General features: G+C 28.8%; 21 protein-coding genes. 18 read left to right on the forward strand and 3 right to left on the reverse strand.

Features of this window, described 5'->3' with window-relative positions:
- Positions 1–88: 88 nt before the first annotated feature.
- The gene (locus EK368_RS11235; RefSeq protein ID WP_129599767.1) at positions 89–358 is read right to left on the reverse strand and encodes a TMEM165/GDT1 family protein; all 270 of its coding nucleotides are present in this window, start codon (positions 356–358) and stop codon (positions 89–91) included.
- Positions 359–506: 148 nt separating this feature from the next.
- Between EK368_RS11235 and EK368_RS11240 the strand changes: the two genes are divergently transcribed.
- The 7 genes from EK368_RS11240 to EK368_RS11270 all read left to right on the forward strand — a co-directional run bounded on the left by EK368_RS11240 (position 507) and on the right by EK368_RS11270 (position 6949).
- Positions 507–1292: a ParA family protein gene (locus tag EK368_RS11240; protein ID WP_129599768.1), complete on the forward strand. Its 786-nt coding sequence runs from the start codon at positions 507–509 to the stop codon at positions 1290–1292.
- On the forward strand, positions 1293–2165 hold the full coding sequence (locus tag EK368_RS11245; RefSeq protein WP_129599770.1) for a ParB/RepB/Spo0J family partition protein: 873 nt from the start codon (positions 1293–1295) through the stop codon (positions 2163–2165).
- A 342-nt stretch (positions 2166–2507) separates the two neighbouring features.
- Positions 2508–3263, forward strand: coding sequence for a DUF4184 family protein (locus EK368_RS11250; protein ID WP_129599772.1), 756 nt, complete (start codon positions 2508–2510; stop codon positions 3261–3263).
- Positions 3264–3327: 64 nt separating this feature from the next.
- Positions 3328–4701 carry an MATE family efflux transporter gene (locus tag EK368_RS11255; protein WP_129599773.1) on the forward strand — a complete coding sequence of 458 codons (1374 nt, stop codon included), beginning with the start codon at positions 3328–3330 and terminating at the stop codon, positions 4699–4701.
- Positions 4702–4826: 125 nt separating this feature from the next.
- On the forward strand, positions 4827–5975 hold the full coding sequence (locus tag EK368_RS11260) for an aminotransferase class V-fold PLP-dependent enzyme (protein ID WP_129599775.1): 1149 nt from the start codon (positions 4827–4829) through the stop codon (positions 5973–5975).
- 114 nt (positions 5976–6089) lie between these two features.
- Entirely contained in the window at positions 6090–6617 is a 528-nt protein-coding gene (locus EK368_RS11265) for a DUF4446 family protein (protein WP_129599777.1), read from the forward strand.
- 65 nt (positions 6618–6682) lie between these two features.
- Entirely contained in the window at positions 6683–6949 is a 267-nt protein-coding gene (locus EK368_RS11270; RefSeq protein WP_129599779.1) for a YkuS family protein, read from the forward strand.
- A gap of 15 nt (positions 6950–6964) precedes the next feature.
- Here the strand turns inward: EK368_RS11270 and yyaC are convergent, their stop codons facing one another.
- Together yyaC and EK368_RS11280 are read right to left on the reverse strand one after the other, a co-directional pair.
- Positions 6965–7570, reverse strand: coding sequence for a spore protease YyaC (gene yyaC, locus EK368_RS11275; RefSeq protein ID WP_129599781.1), 606 nt, complete (start codon positions 7568–7570; stop codon positions 6965–6967).
- Between the two features lie 92 nt (positions 7571–7662).
- Positions 7663–9417: a hypothetical protein gene (locus EK368_RS11280; RefSeq protein WP_129599783.1), complete on the reverse strand. Its 1755-nt coding sequence runs from the start codon at positions 9415–9417 to the stop codon at positions 7663–7665.
- Positions 9418–9566: 149 nt separating this feature from the next.
- On the opposite strand from EK368_RS11280, the gene EK368_RS11285 reads away from it, so the two are divergent.
- From EK368_RS11285 to EK368_RS11330, 11 genes are all read left to right on the forward strand, one after another.
- Positions 9567–10061: a TspO/MBR family protein gene (locus tag EK368_RS11285; protein ID WP_129599785.1), complete on the forward strand. Its 495-nt coding sequence runs from the start codon at positions 9567–9569 to the stop codon at positions 10059–10061.
- A 109-nt stretch (positions 10062–10170) separates the two neighbouring features.
- Positions 10171–10410: a hypothetical protein gene (locus EK368_RS11290; protein WP_129599786.1), complete on the forward strand. Its 240-nt coding sequence runs from the start codon at positions 10171–10173 to the stop codon at positions 10408–10410.
- A gap of 287 nt (positions 10411–10697) precedes the next feature.
- On the forward strand, positions 10698–11231 hold the full coding sequence (locus EK368_RS11295) for a hypothetical protein (protein WP_129599788.1): 534 nt from the start codon (positions 10698–10700) through the stop codon (positions 11229–11231).
- A gap of 100 nt (positions 11232–11331) precedes the next feature.
- Entirely contained in the window at positions 11332–11661 is a 330-nt protein-coding gene (locus tag EK368_RS11300; protein ID WP_129599789.1) for a hypothetical protein, read from the forward strand.
- A complete protein-coding gene (locus EK368_RS11305; RefSeq protein ID WP_129599791.1) occupies positions 11661–12101 on the forward strand; it encodes a phage tail terminator family protein in 441 nt (146 codons plus the stop codon). Before EK368_RS11300 ends, EK368_RS11305 begins: the two co-directional genes overlap by 1 nt.
- Positions 12101–13156 (forward strand): phage tail sheath C-terminal domain-containing protein, encoded by a 1056-nt coding sequence (locus tag EK368_RS11310; protein ID WP_129599793.1) that lies wholly within the window; start codon positions 12101–12103, stop codon positions 13154–13156. Before EK368_RS11305 ends, EK368_RS11310 begins: the two co-directional genes overlap by 1 nt.
- Before the next feature lie 12 nt (positions 13157–13168).
- Positions 13169–13615 (forward strand): phage tail tube protein, encoded by a 447-nt coding sequence (locus EK368_RS11315; RefSeq protein ID WP_129599795.1) that lies wholly within the window; start codon positions 13169–13171, stop codon positions 13613–13615.
- 11 nt (positions 13616–13626) lie between these two features.
- Positions 13627–14022, forward strand: coding sequence for a phage tail assembly chaperone (locus tag EK368_RS11320; RefSeq protein ID WP_243109410.1), 396 nt, complete (start codon positions 13627–13629; stop codon positions 14020–14022).
- Positions 14023–14045: 23 nt separating this feature from the next.
- A complete protein-coding gene (locus EK368_RS14940) occupies positions 14046–14192 on the forward strand; it encodes a hypothetical protein (protein ID WP_165000430.1) in 147 nt (48 codons plus the stop codon).
- Positions 14193–14473: 281 nt separating this feature from the next.
- Positions 14474–15907, forward strand: coding sequence for a hypothetical protein (locus EK368_RS11325; protein WP_129599798.1), 1434 nt, complete (start codon positions 14474–14476; stop codon positions 15905–15907).
- Positions 15908–15920: 13 nt separating this feature from the next.
- Positions 15921–16349 carry a hypothetical protein gene (locus tag EK368_RS11330; RefSeq protein ID WP_129599800.1) on the forward strand — a complete coding sequence of 143 codons (429 nt, stop codon included), beginning with the start codon at positions 15921–15923 and terminating at the stop codon, positions 16347–16349.

Raw genomic sequence — 16349 nt, forward strand, 5'->3', positions numbered from 1 at the left:
GCTTTATTTTTTTGCAAAAAATTAAATGTTGGAGTTATTCACCCCAACATTTATTATAGAACCCTTTTTGTCTAAAGATGGAAATACATTATACTTTCCCTAGTAATGTCAGTATTCCTATAACTATAAACCCAATTCCTGCAGCAAATTGAAGATAATGTGGAGGAATGAATCTAGTAATATAAGATCCTGCTAATACACCTAAAAAAGCACTAAGCACCAATGCACAAGAAGCACCAATAAATACACCTAGGATAGATTTTGATTGAGTAGCCAAAAGCATTGTTTGAAGCTGTGTCTTATCTCCTAATTCTGCAATAAATACAATCCAAAATGAAGTTATAATAACACGAAGCATATAAAAGTCCCCCTAAAGATAGGAATGCAACATGATATATTATACGAAAAAAAATATTATTTAGAACGAATTTTCTGAGTCTTTATAGAGGAATAACAAAAGACATAACGAAGTCTATATTAATATGAAAATAGATGAGGTGATTAGGGTGGGAAAAGTCATTGCAGTTTTTAATCAAAAAGGTGGTGTAGGCAAAACCACAACAAATGTAAATTTAAGTGCATGTTTGGCTAGTAAAGGAAAGAAAATACTAGTTGTAGATATAGATCCTCAAGGAAATACAACAAGCGGTTTAGGAATAGATAAAGAACAAGTAGATGTAACTATATATGATTTATTAATTTATAATATAGATATAAACAATTGTATTATAAAAGATATAAAGGAGAATTTATCTATTATTCCTTCAAGTGTGCAATTAGCAGGAGCAGAAATTGAAATGACTTATCTAGAAGATAGAGAAAATAAATTAAAAAATGCCATAAGCCAAGTCAAGGATGATTATGATTATATTTTTATAGATTGTCCACCTTCATTAGGATTACTAACGATTAATTCATTAACAGCAGTAGATAGTGTGATGATTCCTATTCAATGTGAATACTATGCTTTAGAAGGAGTAAGTCAACTTATGAATACTATTGAGTTAGTACGAAATAATTTAAACCCAAACCTTCAAATTCAAGGGGTTGTTTTAAGTATGTTTGATGGAAGGACCAATCTTTCTATACAAGTAGTAGATGAAGTAAAAAAATATTTTAAAGGAAAAGTATATACAACACTAATCCCTAGAAATGTAAGACTTGCAGAAGCCCCAAGCTATGGTCTTTCTATTATTGAGTATGATCCTAAATCTAAAGGAGCACAAGCCTATTCGGAATTTGCAGAAGAGTTTTTATATTTAGAAGAAGATATAGAAGGAGATGTGATCTAGATGGTCAAAAGAAGAAATGTTTTAGGAAAAGGACTTAGTGCTTTAATTCCAGAAAAAAAAGATGATGATCTTCAAAACGAGAATAAAGGAATCATAGAAACAGTTTCTATTCATAAAATTAAACCTAATAAAAATCAACCTCGTAAACATTTTAATGAAGAAAAATTAGAAGCTTTATCAGAATCTATTAAAAATCATGGAGTCATTCAACCAATTGTTATTAGACCTATTGGAGACGGTTATGAAATCATAGCAGGAGAAAGAAGATGGAAAGCTTGTAAACAAGCAGAATTAAATGAAATTCCATGTATCATAAAAGATATAGATGAAAAGGGACGCATGGAAATCGCTTTAATAGAAAATCTTCAAAGGGAGGATCTAAATCCGATAGAAGAGGCTTTTGCATATAAGAATTTAATGGAAAAATATAGAATTACTCAAGAAGAAATATCATGTAGTATTGGAAAAAGTAGGCCTTATATTGCCAATACCATAAGATTATTAAATCTTACAGAAGAAGTACAAAATATGTTGATTAATGAATTGATTTCTAGTGGACATGCAAGGGCTTTACTACGTATAGGAGACGATGAGTTACAAAAACAATTAGCTGAAGAAATTATTAAAAATAGTTTATCTGTACGAGAAACAGAAAATATTATTGCAAAGATGATAGAAAATAAAAAAGAACCATCTAAACAGAAAATACGAAAAGATGATCATATATCTTATATAGAGGATGTGTTAAAAGAAAGGTTAGGAACAAAAGTAAATATCATCAATGGTAAGAAGAAAGGAAAAATAGAAATTGAGTATTATAACGAAGAAGAGTTAGAAAGATTAATAGAGGTATTAGGGGGAAGCATAAGTTAATGTTTCATGTGAAACTTTTGTAGATCGATTTGAGTTTGTAGACAAAGTCATAAAACTCGTCACTAACTTTCAAATTTGGAAAATATATAGAAACGGTCAAAAATAGCATTACAAACTCGCTTTTGCTCAAATAGTGTAATGCTAATGATTTTCTCACTTATTCTATATTTTCACAAATTCTTAGTAATTGATTCTCATTTTATACTTTGGTAAAATATAGTTTGGAAGTAGTAAGGAACCGCTATATAGCGGTTTATTTTTTGTATGATGTAGGGAACGACCCCTGTGTCGTTCTATTATGTTGTATAATATCATTGATAACGATAAAAAAGGGGGTAGTATATGCCATTTACTTTTTCACATCCAGCTATTATTTTGCCTATTAAAGAAAAATATACAAAGTATTTTAATTTAACAGCTTTAGTTCTAGGGAGTATGGCTCCTGATTTTGAATATTTTCTAAAATTCAAACCTATAAGAACAATTGGTCATTCCATAATAGGCTTTTTTTCTTTGAATTTACCCCTATGTTTTGTTTTTGCTTATTTATTTCATATATTTATCAAAAAGCCTTTTATAATGAGTTTACCTACTCCTTTAGATCGATGGTATAGTTATATTGCTTATGAAAAATGGAAGCTAAGTTCTATAAAGGAATGGATTATTTTTATCTATTCATGTTTATTAGGAATGATCTCTCATGTATTTTGGGATGGATTTACTCATAGTAAAGGATTTTTTGTAAGAAGAATCTCAATTTTAACAAAGGAGTTATGGATACTAGATCATAAGATTCCAATTTATAAATTAATGCAGCATGGAAGTACTTTTTTAGGGTTTTTGATTATTCTTGTTTATATTTATCAAAAAAGAAGATTAAACAGTTATCAGTTTTTTTATTGGAGTATAAAGAAAAAAATATTTTATTATGGTTTTATTTTACTGTCAGCTTTAGCTTTTTTATCAGGAAGAATGTTTTTAATGGATCATATAAATATTTCTTATATAGGAACTTATATAGTGACATTCATTGATGGACTTATAATAGGAATGATTATATTTTCTATTTTAAGTACAAAAAATAGGTATATAGTATAATGATGATAAAATCAATCATATTTTATAAACATAAAGATTTATAGTTATAGAAGGAGAAAATATTATGATGACAAATACGAAATTAACAGAGGGAAGTATTTCAAAGGCTTTAGTAAAATTAGCCATTCCTATTACAGGTACTTCTTTTGTCCAGATGGCTTACAATATGACTGATATGATCTGGATTGGAAGGGTAGGAAGTAAATCTGTAGCAGCTGTAGGAACAGCAGGATTTTTTACTTGGCTTGCTATGGCATTTATATTAATACCAAAGACAGCTGCGGAAATAGGAGTCGCTCAATCTATAGGAAAAGAAGATATAAAGACTGCAAAAGGATATGTACAAAATACAGTCCAGTTGATTATTTTTTTAGCTATATTATATGGATCTATTATTTTGTTATTTAGGAATCAATTTATTGATTTTTTTAAATTAGGAGACCAAGAAGTTATTCAAAAAGCCATTGATTATTTAGTGATTGTAACATTGGGTTTTGTTTTTTATTTTTTAAATCCTGTTTTAACAGGGATATTAAATGGTTATGGAAATAGTAAAACTCCTTTTATTATGAATTGTATTGGACTTATTGCCAATATGATATTAGACCCTTTATTAATATTTGGATTAGGACCTATTCCTGCTTTAGGAGTAAAGGGAGCTGCTATTGCAACAATTAGTGCTCAATTGATTGTAACAATTAGCTTTATAATAAGTATTAGAGGAAAATTTATATTATTTGACAAATTTTCTTTATTTAAAAAACCTCAAATGGATTATATGAAAAAAATTATGGAATTGGGATTTCCAGTAGGATTTCAAAGTGGATTATTTACTATATTTTCTATGTTTCTTGCAAGAATCATTGCTCATTGGGGAGCTGTACCTATTGCAGTTCAAAAGGTAGGAGCTCAGATAGAAGCAATTTCTTGGATGACAGCAGGAGGATTTTCAACAGCTCTTGGAACTTTTGTAGGTCAAAATTATGGAGCAAGAAAAGGAGAGAGGATCTATAAAGGGTATTTTATTGCATTGGGACTAGTAGGATGTATAGGAGTTTTTGCAACTCTTTTATTAATATTAGGAGCAAGACCTGTATTTTCAGTTTTTATACCAGAAAAAGAGGCTATTGCTTATGGAATTGAATATTTAAGAATCTTAGGGTTATCTCAACTATTTATTTGTATAGAGATTACTACAGCTGGAGCTTTTAATGGGATTGGACGTACTATTCCACCTTCTGTTATAGGAATTGTTTTTACGGGACTTAGAGTTCCAGCAGCAAAGATTTTATCTTCTGAAAAATTACTTGGATTAAATGGAGTATGGTGGAGTATTAGTATTAGTAGTATTCTAAAAGGAATCATCTTAAGCGTATGGTTTATGATGCTTCTTTATAAAAGTCCTCAAATCAGAATGAAAAAAAGTACAAATACATAAAAAATAAGAATGAAATATTTATATACTTGATATAATGTATAAAAACCATATGGGTATATCACAATGATTAAAGGGATGCATAATATATGTACTATAGGTTGATTTGATAAAGTGAGGTGTGAAGGATGATTTATTTAGATAATGCAGCAACAACTTATCCTAAACCAGAAAATGTATATTTAAAAATGGATGAATGTATGAGAAAATATGGAGCTAATCCAGGTAGATCTGGCCATACATTAGCACTACAGGCTGGAAGGATCATCTATAGAACAAGAGAACTTTTATGTGAGTTGTTTCATATAGACAATCCTATGCAAATTATTTTTACATGTAATGCTACCGATTCTTTAAACTTAGCTTTAAAGGGAATATTAAAAAGTGGAGATCATGTGATCACAACGAGTATGGAGCATAATTCTATGATTCGTCCCATTATGACTCTTAAAAAGTTTGGTGTTGATCATACTATTGTACAATGTGATCAAGATGGAAAGATACATCCAAAAGATATAAAAAAAGCTATTCAAAAAAATACAAAGCTCATTGCAATGACTCATGGATCGAATGTAACAGGAACTATTATGCCTATTTATGAAGTAGGAGAAATAGCGAAAGAAGCTAATATTTTATTTTTAGTAGATGCTGCTCAAACAGCAGGAGTATATCCTATAGATGTACAAAAAATGAACATAGATCTTTTAGCAGCTCCAGGACATAAAGGATTGTTAGGGCCACAGGGAACTGGTATTTTATATATAAAAGAAGATATAGAACTTATGCAGATGAAAGAAGGTGGAACAGGAAGTAAGTCAGAATTATTAACTCAACCAGACATACTTCCAGATCGATATGAAAGTGGAACTCCAAATACAAGTGGTATTGCTGGATTAGGAGCAGGAATAGAGTTTATATTAAAAGAGGGAATAGATAAGATTAGAGAGCATGAAGAATATTTGACACGGTATATGTTAATGGGATTAAAACAAATTGAGAAAGTAAAAATATATGGACCCAAAAACGAAAAAAAACAAGCAGCAGTAGTTTCTATCAATATAGGGCAGGAAGACTCTTCAGAAGTTAGTTATTTATTAGATAAAGTTTTTTCTATAGGTGTACGATCTGGTCTTCACTGTGCACCACTTGCTCACAAAACTATAGGAACCTTTGAACAGGGAACAGTTCGTTTTAGTATAGGATATTTTAATACAGAGGAAGACATAAAAAAGGCGATTGGTGCTATTAAAAGAATTTGTGAGGAAATGGAAGAGTAGTTATTCTCTATTCATGATAAAAAATAGTATGTGTTAAAATTATACATACTATTTATTTTTTTGAGTTTCCATGAGATAATATATTTTACAGGAAACTTTAAAGGAGTGAAAGAAATGGCGCAAATGTTTCAGTTTATAAGCAACAATATGGAAATTATTATTTTTTATAGTGCTTTAACGAGTATATTATTATTAATTCTTGTATTTATACAAGGAAGAAAGTTCTCCAGACTTAAGAAAAAATATGAAAGATTATCTAATAATATGGAAGGAAAAAATATAGAAGAAATTATTGATCAATATTATTCTAAAATTGATCAATTAGATATTCGTATGAATAATATGGATCTTTCTATAGAACAAATCCAACATAAAATTCTTTATAGTATTCAAAAAGTAGGAATCATTCAATATAATGCATTTGATGATATAGGAGGAACTTTGAGTTTTTCTATGGCACTACTAGATGAGCAAGACAATGGAATTCTCATTACTAGTATTTATAGTAGAAGTAACAATGTGGTTTATGGAAAGCCTATAAAAAAAGGAAAATCATCCCATTCTCTTTCTGTTGAAGAACTTCAAGCACTAGATCGAGCAAAAAGACAATCTTTAAATGAATATGTGAAGAAAGTTTTATAAGAATTTAATAAAATAAAGTATAAATAAAAAACCTTCTAGTAATAATACAGCTAGGAGGTGTTTTTATGCCAAAGATTATTGCTATACAAGATGATTTAAAGCCTCTTGGAAAAGAATTAGAAGCAAGGGGTTATGAGGTAGTAGATGAAAATTATGCTAAAGAAGTAGATGCTATTTTGTATGATAGCAATCATAGTAGCTTAAGTTATCTTGAAAATTTTGATAATGTAATAGATATGGATAGAGGAGCTTTAATTATTAATGTAGCGAATAAAAATATACAAGATATTATTTATGCTATTGAAAAAAGAGCTTATGAATCTTTATTTTAAATAAGAAGGAGCAAATCAATTGGTAACAAAAGATTGCTCCTTCTTTACTTTTCTTAATTGATGCCAAAGGCTATACAAAATTCCATCTGAAATCATATCAGCCATGTTCATGACAAGACTAAGCCTTGTATTTTGAAGAACCATATATTCCATAAAGCCACCCAGATTAACTACTCCTGTAATGTGAATATTTCCAATATAAGTTAAATCTTTATTAACCCCTGCTCCTGGCTTGATAGGACCATATCCTATAGTTACTTTACCTATGCTTTCATTTCTTCCCAAACAAGCATCTATAGCGATGATAAAAGGGGTATCATAGGTAGTATATATGAACTGTATAGAGGTATCTAAATTTTTTGCATGTACAGGATTATCTAATGTACCATGAACAAAAATATTATCTTTGTTTTTTAAATGTTTTTCAAGTTTATATCCAATTAAAGGACCTAATGCATCTCCAGTAGACCGATCTGTTCCTATGCATAAAATAACCAAATCACCATATTCATTTGTATAATATTCATCTAGATACTTAGTAAGCACTTTTTGAAAATGATGGGATGCCATAGGAGTATCAACATGAATAGATTTAGGAGGTAAAGATATTGCAGTATCCATAAAAAATTCCACTCTCCTCTACTTTAATATAATAAAAGTTTGTCCTAAAGGTGAGTGGAAAATTCATGATTTTGATAAAAGTTTTATAAAATTTATTTTTTATAATTTTTCAGTTTATTTTTTAGATATTGAAGATCTTCTTTTATACGCTGATCATGAGGAAGAAGTTTGTGTAATTTCTCTGTATAAATAATAGCATGTTGAATATCTTCAATTTTAGATTTTTCTCTGCCTTCAAATGAATATAGAGTGGATAATATGCTTAGAGCATGAATATCACTAGGGTCTTTTTCTAAAATTTTTTTATATCCCTCTATAGCCTTTTCGTAAGATCGATCTAATAATAATTGATCTTCTTTAGTAAATTGTGCTCCAGGAATCCATATGGTAGGATATTTTTCATTAGACCACATACCAAAGCTATCTCCAATGATACCATATTCATCATGGGCAGTAATTTTATAGGTATATTCTCCTTCATGATAAAATCCCCCCCATATATAACGAGGAATAATTCCTTTATCATCCCAAGAAAGTCCACCACCTCTACTTTCTCTATGTTTTTCTACATCTATAGAGATATGATTTGTTGTAAAATGATTTGAATGAAAGGTATAAGTGGCATCTTTTTTATTATTTTCTTTGTAGACTTCTCCCATATCCAAAGTATAAAAGGATGCACCATCTACTGGATCAAAATCAAATGAAATTTTGGTATGATCTGAAGATACATCTACATTTTTTATATTTAATTTTTTTGTAAAAGATATATATGTCTCATATTTTGTATTTTGTTCAAGTTTAATAGAGCCTCCCTTTGGAGTATAAAAATTTTTTTCTTTAATTAAAGGCCAAGGAACATAAGCTGCTATTTTATATTCTCCTTTAGGAATATTCGTAAAAGAAAAATTCCCATTTTGATCTGTTATGGCTATTGAATAAAATTCTTCTCCTATAAAAGATGTAGACATGGTAGTGTCGTCTTTTTCTTTAAGGAGCAAAATTTTATAAGGAAGAGTTTTTTTTTCTAGTGTTAATGTTCCATGGACTTGGTTATCTCCAGATGAAGGATCTTTTTTAAGTTCATATGAAATATTTTGTAGGGCATCTTCTATATTCAGAATTCTAGCATAAAGTTCATATTCATTAGATAAAGAATGATAATTACTCATTTCATATGGAGGTACAGAATAATCTTCTCCCCTTAATAAATGATAATAAGAAAGAATAAAAGAAGCTTTATCTTTTAGAGGATTATAAAGATTTAAATTATTTTTATCTATTATGGTTGGAATTTTTTCAATATCTCCTGTTAAAAGATGAATAGAAGATAAAAATAATTTGTGAAAATTTAAAAGGGTAAGATCTCCCACTTTGTTTTTTTCTTCAAGAATTTCAATAGATCTATGATAATCTCCTCCAAACCAATTTAAAAGGGCTGTATCTAATTGTAGTTTTAATTTTAGATTGGGATTGATTGAGTTTTTTATGACTTTTTCATATTGTTCATTAATCTTTTGCAAATCCTCTTTTGAAATATTAAAATCGTTTTTACCAGACATATCAGGATCTATATATACCAAATCTGTCATAATATAGAGATTTTTAGCAGACAATATATTTAAAAACTTTCTATGGGTAGTAAAGCTAGCCATAGGACTAGAAGGATCTGTTTTTAATATTTTGTCATAATAACTATGGGCTATGTCATGTTTTTCATTTATCTCATATAATTTTCCAATACCATAAAGGATATCTGGATAAAAAATTTGAAAGCTTAAAAAACCTAGCAATAAAATGACTACAAAGCATAATATATGCTTTATTTTGATTGTAATATATTTCATAATTTACCCCCTATCATCTAGTGCTACTCATTCTATTTATATAGTATACTAAAAAGAAAAATATTTCAAAAAAGTATATAAAAGTAAAAATGTAAATAATATATAAATAAATGTTCATTTCCCTGGAAATTTTAAAAGAAAGGATTGTGATGAAGTTGTTTAAAGTAAGAGGAAGGAAAAATATTTTTGCACTAATTGTATGTATCTTAATTCCAGAGCTAGTAGGGGTATTGAGTGCTTTTTTAACAAAAGATTCATATATGGAGTATCAAAATTTGATAAGACCAGATTTTTCACCACCAGGTTGGGTTTTTCCTATTGCATGGACTATTCTGTATTTTTTTATGGGAATAGCAAGTTACAGAATTTTTATGTTAGGAGTTGAGAATCCTAAAGTAAAAAATGCATTGTTATTTTATGGATTACAGCTGTTTTTTAATTTTTTCTGGCCTATACTTTTCTTTGGACTAGGTTTAAGAGGATTTGCATTTTTAGAATTAATTGTTTTATGGATACTTATTTTGATTACATTTTGTAAATTTTATAAATTAGATGCATGGGCAGGATATTTATTGATTCCATATATTATATGGGTAGCTTTTGCAGGGGTTCTAAATTTTTTTATTTGGAAATTAAATCAATAAAATAACTTTTCCATATCTTAGAATGAATAGTAAGAAAGCACTATAGCTATCATTTTATATAAATATTAAATTAGATAATGTATGTAAAGATTTATGAAAAGTACATAACATGGTAGATCAAAAGATATTAAAAATGGAAAAAAACACTTTATCTAATGGAGAAGCAGTAAAAACAACTGTTACAGCTACTGTACAAGGAAAAGAAGTTAAATATATGCAACTATATATATTTGATCATGATCATAAAGATGAATATGCAATGATTTATTATATTAATGGTTCAAAGGATTATGATCAACAATTAGAAGAGGTTATGTATATGGGAGATACATTTAAATTTAAGAAGTAGTAAATAAGATAAAAAATAAAACTTAGTTCATTTGATTTGAGCTGAGTTTTATTTTTTTACAATAAACGAACACATGTTCGGAAAAATGTGGTATAATTTTCTATATATCTAAAATGTTTGGAGGAAAAGTTCCGATAAAATGCCACAAGTATGCCTCAATTCATAAAAAATACATATTATACTTTAAAATAAGAGATATACAAAAAAATCAATAAATTAAATAAAAATCAATAAATGTATTTTTATTACATATATAAAAAATAAACTATTTATGGTGGTGAAGGTTTATGTATACACAAAGTTTAGAAAAAGAAAATATACAAAGGAGTAACAAGAAGATAAGCATGAAAGGAGTAGAAAATACCCTTAAAAATTTAAAACAATATGAAGCAAAAATAAAAGAAATAGAACTTCAGATCGGAGATTTAAAAGATATGCAATATTTAAGTTTAAAGGGTATTAATTATGAAGATTTTATAAGAAACAATCAATTTTTTTCTAAAACAGAAATGCAAGTATTGAAGGATTTAGAAATAGAGGAAATGATTGATTTACTTGAATTTGAAAAAAGACATATAGAAAGATTTCTAAAAAGAATTCATAATGCCGTAGAGAGTCTTACAGATTTAGAAAAACAAATTATAAAGATGAAGTATGTGGACAAGAAAATTTGGCGTTATATTACCTTTGAGGTCAATATAGAAGAAAGACAATGTAGAGAAATAAGAAACAAGGCTTTAACCAAAATCTATAAAATACTCAAAAATAGTATTTTATTAGAGATATCTGCATTGGATATGACGAAAAAGTGCCGAAACTAGACCGATATGATAAAAAAGAATCCATTATAATTTAAAATGAGAAGAATGAATCGTGGCGTTACACGTAAAACACGTAAAGGAATAAAAGGAGATGATTTTAATGAAGGAGTTAAAAGAGATCCTAGGAGAAAGTTTATACAAAGAAGTAAAGGAAAAGACAAAAAATCAAAAGATACTCTTAAATAATAATCAATTTGTTCCAAGAATGAGACTCAATCAAGTGATCCAACAAAGGGATGCTTATAAAGAAGATGTATTAAAACTTAAGGGAAAATTAGAAACAATGGAAAAAGAATTGCACAAGGAAAGCAATCAGTCTATAGAAACTAATGAAAAAACATTAATGGATTTTATGGAGATGAGCCATTTATTAAACCATTTGATTGAGGAAAAACTTATGGAACGAAGAAGATTGTGGAAGGAGAGATGATGATTACCTTATTTAAAATTCAAGAGACTGTAATTAAATGGTTAAAGAATAATTTTGATACAAGTCATTTTTATGACACTATGCAGGGAGAATTATTAGATAAACCTGCATTTTTTATTGAAGTTTTACCTGTAGCTACTACACTAGAAAGCAGATATTATCAAAATAAAAAAATCAAAGTAGACATTCAATACTTTTCAAAAAGCCAAACCATAAAAGAAAATATTGAGGTTTTAGAGAAATTACAAGATATTTTCTCTTGTGTTTTAGAAGTAGAGGATAGGAAATTTACTATCCAAGAAACAAAAGTAAAAATGGTAGAAAAAATTTTAGTATTTTCTTTTAATATAGCTTTTATAGACAAAATAGACGAGACGAAAGTCTATGAATATGAAAATTATGAAATTATGAAGGATTTAAGAATAAAGGAGGAGATCTAATGGGTTTACCACAAATATTAATTGAATTTAAAACACAAGGAACAACAGCAATCAAAAGAAGTGCTAGAGGAATTGTGGCACTTATTTTAAAAGAGGATAGAGTGGATTTAGAATCAGTAGAGTACAAATCTATCGATGAAGTAACAAAAGATCATTGGACAAAAGAGAATAAAGATTATATTGAAAAAGCTTTCATGGGAACACCTAGCAAAATTATTGTTGAAAGAATTGGAATGGTAGAAGATTATGCAGTAGCTTTAAAGAGATTGAAAAGTAAGAAGTGGAATTATCTTTCTATTCCAGGAATTTCACAAGAAGCTGTTCAAAATATTGTTTCATGGATTAAAGAACAAAGACAAAACAATAAAAAGACATTTAAAGCAGTACTTCCAAATGTGGAGGCAGATCATGAAGGAATTATCAATTTTGCCACAGAGGATATAAAGGTAGGGGATATTACTTATAGTGCAAGTCAATATACTTGTAGGATTGCTGGAGTACTTGCAGGACTTCCATTTACAAGAAGCTCTACTTATTATGCATTCAATGAAGTAGAAAGTATTACAGAATCAGAAAATCCAGATAAAGATATTGATGATGGAAAATTAATTTTTATCCATGATGGAGAAAAAATCAAAATAGGCAGGGGAGTCAATTCTTTGACGACTACTACAGCTACAAAGGGTGAAGAATTTAAGAAAATAAAGATTGTAGATGCAGTAGATCTTATGAGAGATGATATTCATGATACTTTTGATGGATCTTATGTGGGAAAAGTAGTAAATTCCTATGACAATAAAGTATTGTTTTTAGCAGCTATTAATGCTTATTTTGAAGAATTAGAAAGAACAGATGTATTAGACCCAGATTATGATAACAAGGCAGAAATTGATATGATCGGACAAAGATTATATCTTATGAAAAAAGGTATAGAGGTAGAAGCATTAAAGGAACAAGAAATCAAAGAGTACAACACTGGAAGTGAAGTATTTATCAAGGCAAAAGTAAAGTTTTTAGATGCAATGGAAGATTTAAAAATGGAAATATTCATGTAAGGAGGAGTTTAAATGACAAATAAAATATCTGGAAATAGAGTGATTAATGGTACATGGGGAGAAATTTGGTTAGATGGAGATAAAGTAAGTGAGTTAACAGGACTTGAGGCGAAAATTACATTAAAAAAAGAAGATGTAAATATGTGTGGAGTTTTAGCAAAGGATACAAAGATTACAGGATGGGAAGGAAAAGGAACACTAAAGATGCACAAAGTAAACTCTAGAATGGCAATTAAGCTGGGGGATATGATCAAAAAAGGAAAAGATATAAGATTTACCATCATTTCAAAATTAGCTGATCCAGATACAATAGATGGTCAATCAGAAAGAGTTGTACTTAAGGAAGTAAGCTTTGATGATTTAACTCTTATGAATTTTGAGACAAAAGCATTAGGAAAAGTAGAATGTCCATTTACATTTACAGACTATGATTTTGCTGATATGATTCAGCCAGAATAAGGAGGATGAATATGAATACATTAGATTTGTTGCTTCAATTAGATGAAAAGAAATTAAAAAAGCCTAGTAAAGAAGTAGAAATAAAAAGATTATCTTCTATGACAGGAGATAAAGTAATTTTCCAAGTGGAAGCATTAACTCCTGATAAAATGGAAGAAATTCAAGAAATGGCTATGCATGAAAATCAAGAGAATATAAATATTGGGGAATTACAGCTTATGACTGTTATAGAAGGAGTGAAAAACCCAAGATTTAAAACAAAGGAATTAATGGATAAATTTCATGTATATACACCAAAGGATTTAGTAAGAAAGCTTCTTCTTCCTGGAGAGATTTTGACTTTATACAATATGATTGGAGAATTAAGCGGATTTGATGGTGGAGCTGTAGAAGAAGTAAAAAACTAATTGACACAGATGGTTTGACTCAAATGATTTATTATTTTTGGAAAACAAAAGGAATCAGACCGTCTGTGATCTACAATATGCCAAGGGGTGAATTGATTCTTTTGATGGCATTTTATGAAAAGGAAATGCAAGAAATTGAAGAAATGATGAAAAGAGAAATAGAAGAATAAAGGTACCTTGAATAGGTGCCTTTTGACTTTATGACAAAGTCATAAAAAACGTCACTAATTTTCGAATTTGGAAAATATGTAGAAATGGTCGAAAATAGCATTACAAACTCGCTATGCTCAAACAGTGTAATGCTATCAATTTTCTCCCTTATTCTATATTTTCACAAATTTTCAATAGATGTTCCTTGTTTTTGTGACTTTATCAATAAAAAGTTTAGCTACAATCTGAAAGGTACCTTGAATAGGTGCCTTTTCTATTTCTAAAAAAAGGTGGTGAATGAATGAGCGATGAAAGCTGGGTAGAGAAAATAAAAAATAATTATCAGGGTGAATTTGCAAAAAAACAAAAAGAAGAATTGCAGGCTTTTGTAAAAGATGAAATCACAGATTTTATGAGTGAATCTATTAAAAAATTAACATCTAGTCTGGGACATATTAAAAAGTTCAATAAAATGAAATCGCAGATTGCGAAAAAACATGTTAATTTTCCCCTAGATATCATGAAAAAGAAATTAACATCTAGTCTAGAACCTATTAAAAAGCTGAATAAAATAAAATCACAATTTGTAAAAGAATATGTTGACTCGCCTTTAGATAACATAGGGAAAAAAGTAAAAAAGAAAGGCAATCTTTATAACACCAATCATGAGTTTACTGAGCATATGAAGAATATAGCAACTCATGATGATACAAAGGGAAAAATAAATGAAGTAGGTAAAAAGACATTTTTTAAAATAACTAGTAAATATAAAAATCAATTAGGAGATATGTCTTATAATCTAGTAAAGAAAATAGGAGAATTTAGTGGAAAAGATTTGAATACCCAAGCAAAGACTATAGCAAAGATTACAAAGCAAGTAGCTTCAGAAAATTATAGTAGCTTAAAGAGGATAATAGGTAAAAAAAGTGGAGGAGCTATTGAAAAATCAATAAAGTATATTGGAAATCTTAGAAATAAGGACTATAGCAGTGCTGCAAAAACATTAGGAAAAATAACAAAAGAGATGGTAAAAGGAAAATATAATACTTTAACGTATAAAATGGCTACTAAGTTTCCTCAAGTTGTAAGTATTGGAAAAGCATTTAAAAAATCATTTTTCCCTATGGTAGGATATGCAGAAAATGCGAAAACAATTCTAAAAGGAGACAGTAAGTTTTTAACGGCTTTAGCAATAACGGATACAGCTTTAGATGCAACTCAAGTGATACCAGGAGTAGGAACGGCATTATCTACAGTAGGTTCTATTGCAAACTTTGCAGGAACTGTTTTTTATGAAGCAGCTCCAAAACATATACAAAAAAAATTAGATAATGGTGCTGGAAAGATCATTGATCCAGTGAAAAATTTTTTTGTACCTAAAAGATCCTTATCTACCATTCAAAAATCAGGAAGAAATGGTGGGAAGATGAGGGAGTTACCAAATAGAGGACGCACGAAAAATAAGATACAACAAAAAAATCACATCAAATCATCAACAAAAGTATCTGAAAACAATGTTTATAAGCTTTATAAGAATAATAAAATTACTCCAAAAGCTAATAAAGTAGCTAAAGCAGGAACAAAGATTATGGGTACTCGAGTAGATAATTCTATTAAAAATCAAAACAAATATACCATTAATATTAGTGGAACAAATAAGTCTACTACAGAAATTTTAAATGAATTGGTTCCAAGATTAAAACAATCTATGTCCAATAACTATAGATATGCATAAGGGAGGTGGATATATGGATATATTTCTTTCTATTAATAACCGAGAACAAGTCATTAGACTTCCTGTATTGCCTAAAGAATTTAAGATACAGTCAGGAATGAAAAATGAAAGTTTTGATACCATCAATCAAGGGGAAATCAAACTTATTGGTATGGATTCTTTAAAGAGTATATCTATCCAATCATTTTTTCCAAACCAAGACTATCCTTTTTTAAGAGATAGAAGATATAAAGGGTGGGAATATATAAAAATCCTAGAGGAATGGAAGAGTAGAAGAGTACCTATCCGATTGGTTATTACAGATTCTTCTAATGAATTAGTGAATATGCCTTGTACAATAGAAAGTTTTGAATATGGACAACAAGACGGAACTGGAGATATTTACTATACTCTTACTTTAAATGAATTTAAATTTATCAAACTAGAACAAAAGGTGGTGTAG

The organism is Anaerophilus nitritigenes (assembly GCF_004138215.1).
GTDB classification, from domain to species: domain Bacteria; phylum Bacillota; class Clostridia; order Peptostreptococcales; family Thermotaleaceae; genus Anaerophilus; species Anaerophilus nitritogenes.

Bases quoted from the DNA above. Each gene is read 5' to 3' on its own strand.
- EK368_RS11235 (WP_129599767.1), bottom strand. From the start codon at position 358: ATGCTTCGTGTTATTATAACTTCATTTTGGATTGTATTTATTGCAGAA.
- EK368_RS11245 (WP_129599770.1), top strand. From the start codon at position 1,293: ATGGTCAAAAGAAGAAATGTTTTAGGAAAAGGACTTAGTGCTTTAATT.
- EK368_RS11250 (WP_129599772.1), top strand. From the start codon at position 2,508: ATGCCATTTACTTTTTCACATCCAGCTATTATTTTGCCTATTAAAGAA.
- EK368_RS11255 (WP_129599773.1), top strand. From the start codon at position 3,328: ATGATGACAAATACGAAATTAACAGAGGGAAGTATTTCAAAGGCTTTA.
- EK368_RS11260 (WP_129599775.1), top strand. From the start codon at position 4,827: ATGATTTATTTAGATAATGCAGCAACAACTTATCCTAAACCAGAAAAT.
- EK368_RS11265 (WP_129599777.1), top strand. From the start codon at position 6,090: ATGGCGCAAATGTTTCAGTTTATAAGCAACAATATGGAAATTATTATT.
- EK368_RS11270 (WP_129599779.1), top strand. From the start codon at position 6,683: ATGCCAAAGATTATTGCTATACAAGATGATTTAAAGCCTCTTGGAAAA.
- yyaC (WP_129599781.1), bottom strand. From the start codon at position 7,570: ATGGATACTGCAATATCTTTACCTCCTAAATCTATTCATGTTGATACT.
- EK368_RS11280 (WP_129599783.1), bottom strand. From the start codon at position 9,417: ATGAAATATATTACAATCAAAATAAAGCATATATTATGCTTTGTAGTC.
- EK368_RS11285 (WP_129599785.1), top strand. From the start codon at position 9,567: ATGAAGTTGTTTAAAGTAAGAGGAAGGAAAAATATTTTTGCACTAATT.
- EK368_RS11290 (WP_129599786.1), top strand. From the start codon at position 10,171: ATGGTAGATCAAAAGATATTAAAAATGGAAAAAAACACTTTATCTAAT.
- EK368_RS11295 (WP_129599788.1), top strand. From the start codon at position 10,698: ATGTATACACAAAGTTTAGAAAAAGAAAATATACAAAGGAGTAACAAG.
- EK368_RS11300 (WP_129599789.1), top strand. From the start codon at position 11,332: ATGAAGGAGTTAAAAGAGATCCTAGGAGAAAGTTTATACAAAGAAGTA.
- EK368_RS11305 (WP_129599791.1), top strand. From the start codon at position 11,661: ATGATTACCTTATTTAAAATTCAAGAGACTGTAATTAAATGGTTAAAG.
- EK368_RS11310 (WP_129599793.1), top strand. From the start codon at position 12,101: ATGGGTTTACCACAAATATTAATTGAATTTAAAACACAAGGAACAACA.
- EK368_RS11315 (WP_129599795.1), top strand. From the start codon at position 13,169: ATGACAAATAAAATATCTGGAAATAGAGTGATTAATGGTACATGGGGA.
- EK368_RS11320 (WP_243109410.1), top strand. From the start codon at position 13,627: ATGAATACATTAGATTTGTTGCTTCAATTAGATGAAAAGAAATTAAAA.
- EK368_RS14940 (WP_165000430.1), top strand. From the start codon at position 14,046: ATGATTTATTATTTTTGGAAAACAAAAGGAATCAGACCGTCTGTGATC.
- EK368_RS11325 (WP_129599798.1), top strand. From the start codon at position 14,474: ATGAGCGATGAAAGCTGGGTAGAGAAAATAAAAAATAATTATCAGGGT.
- EK368_RS11330 (WP_129599800.1), top strand. From the start codon at position 15,921: ATGGATATATTTCTTTCTATTAATAACCGAGAACAAGTCATTAGACTT.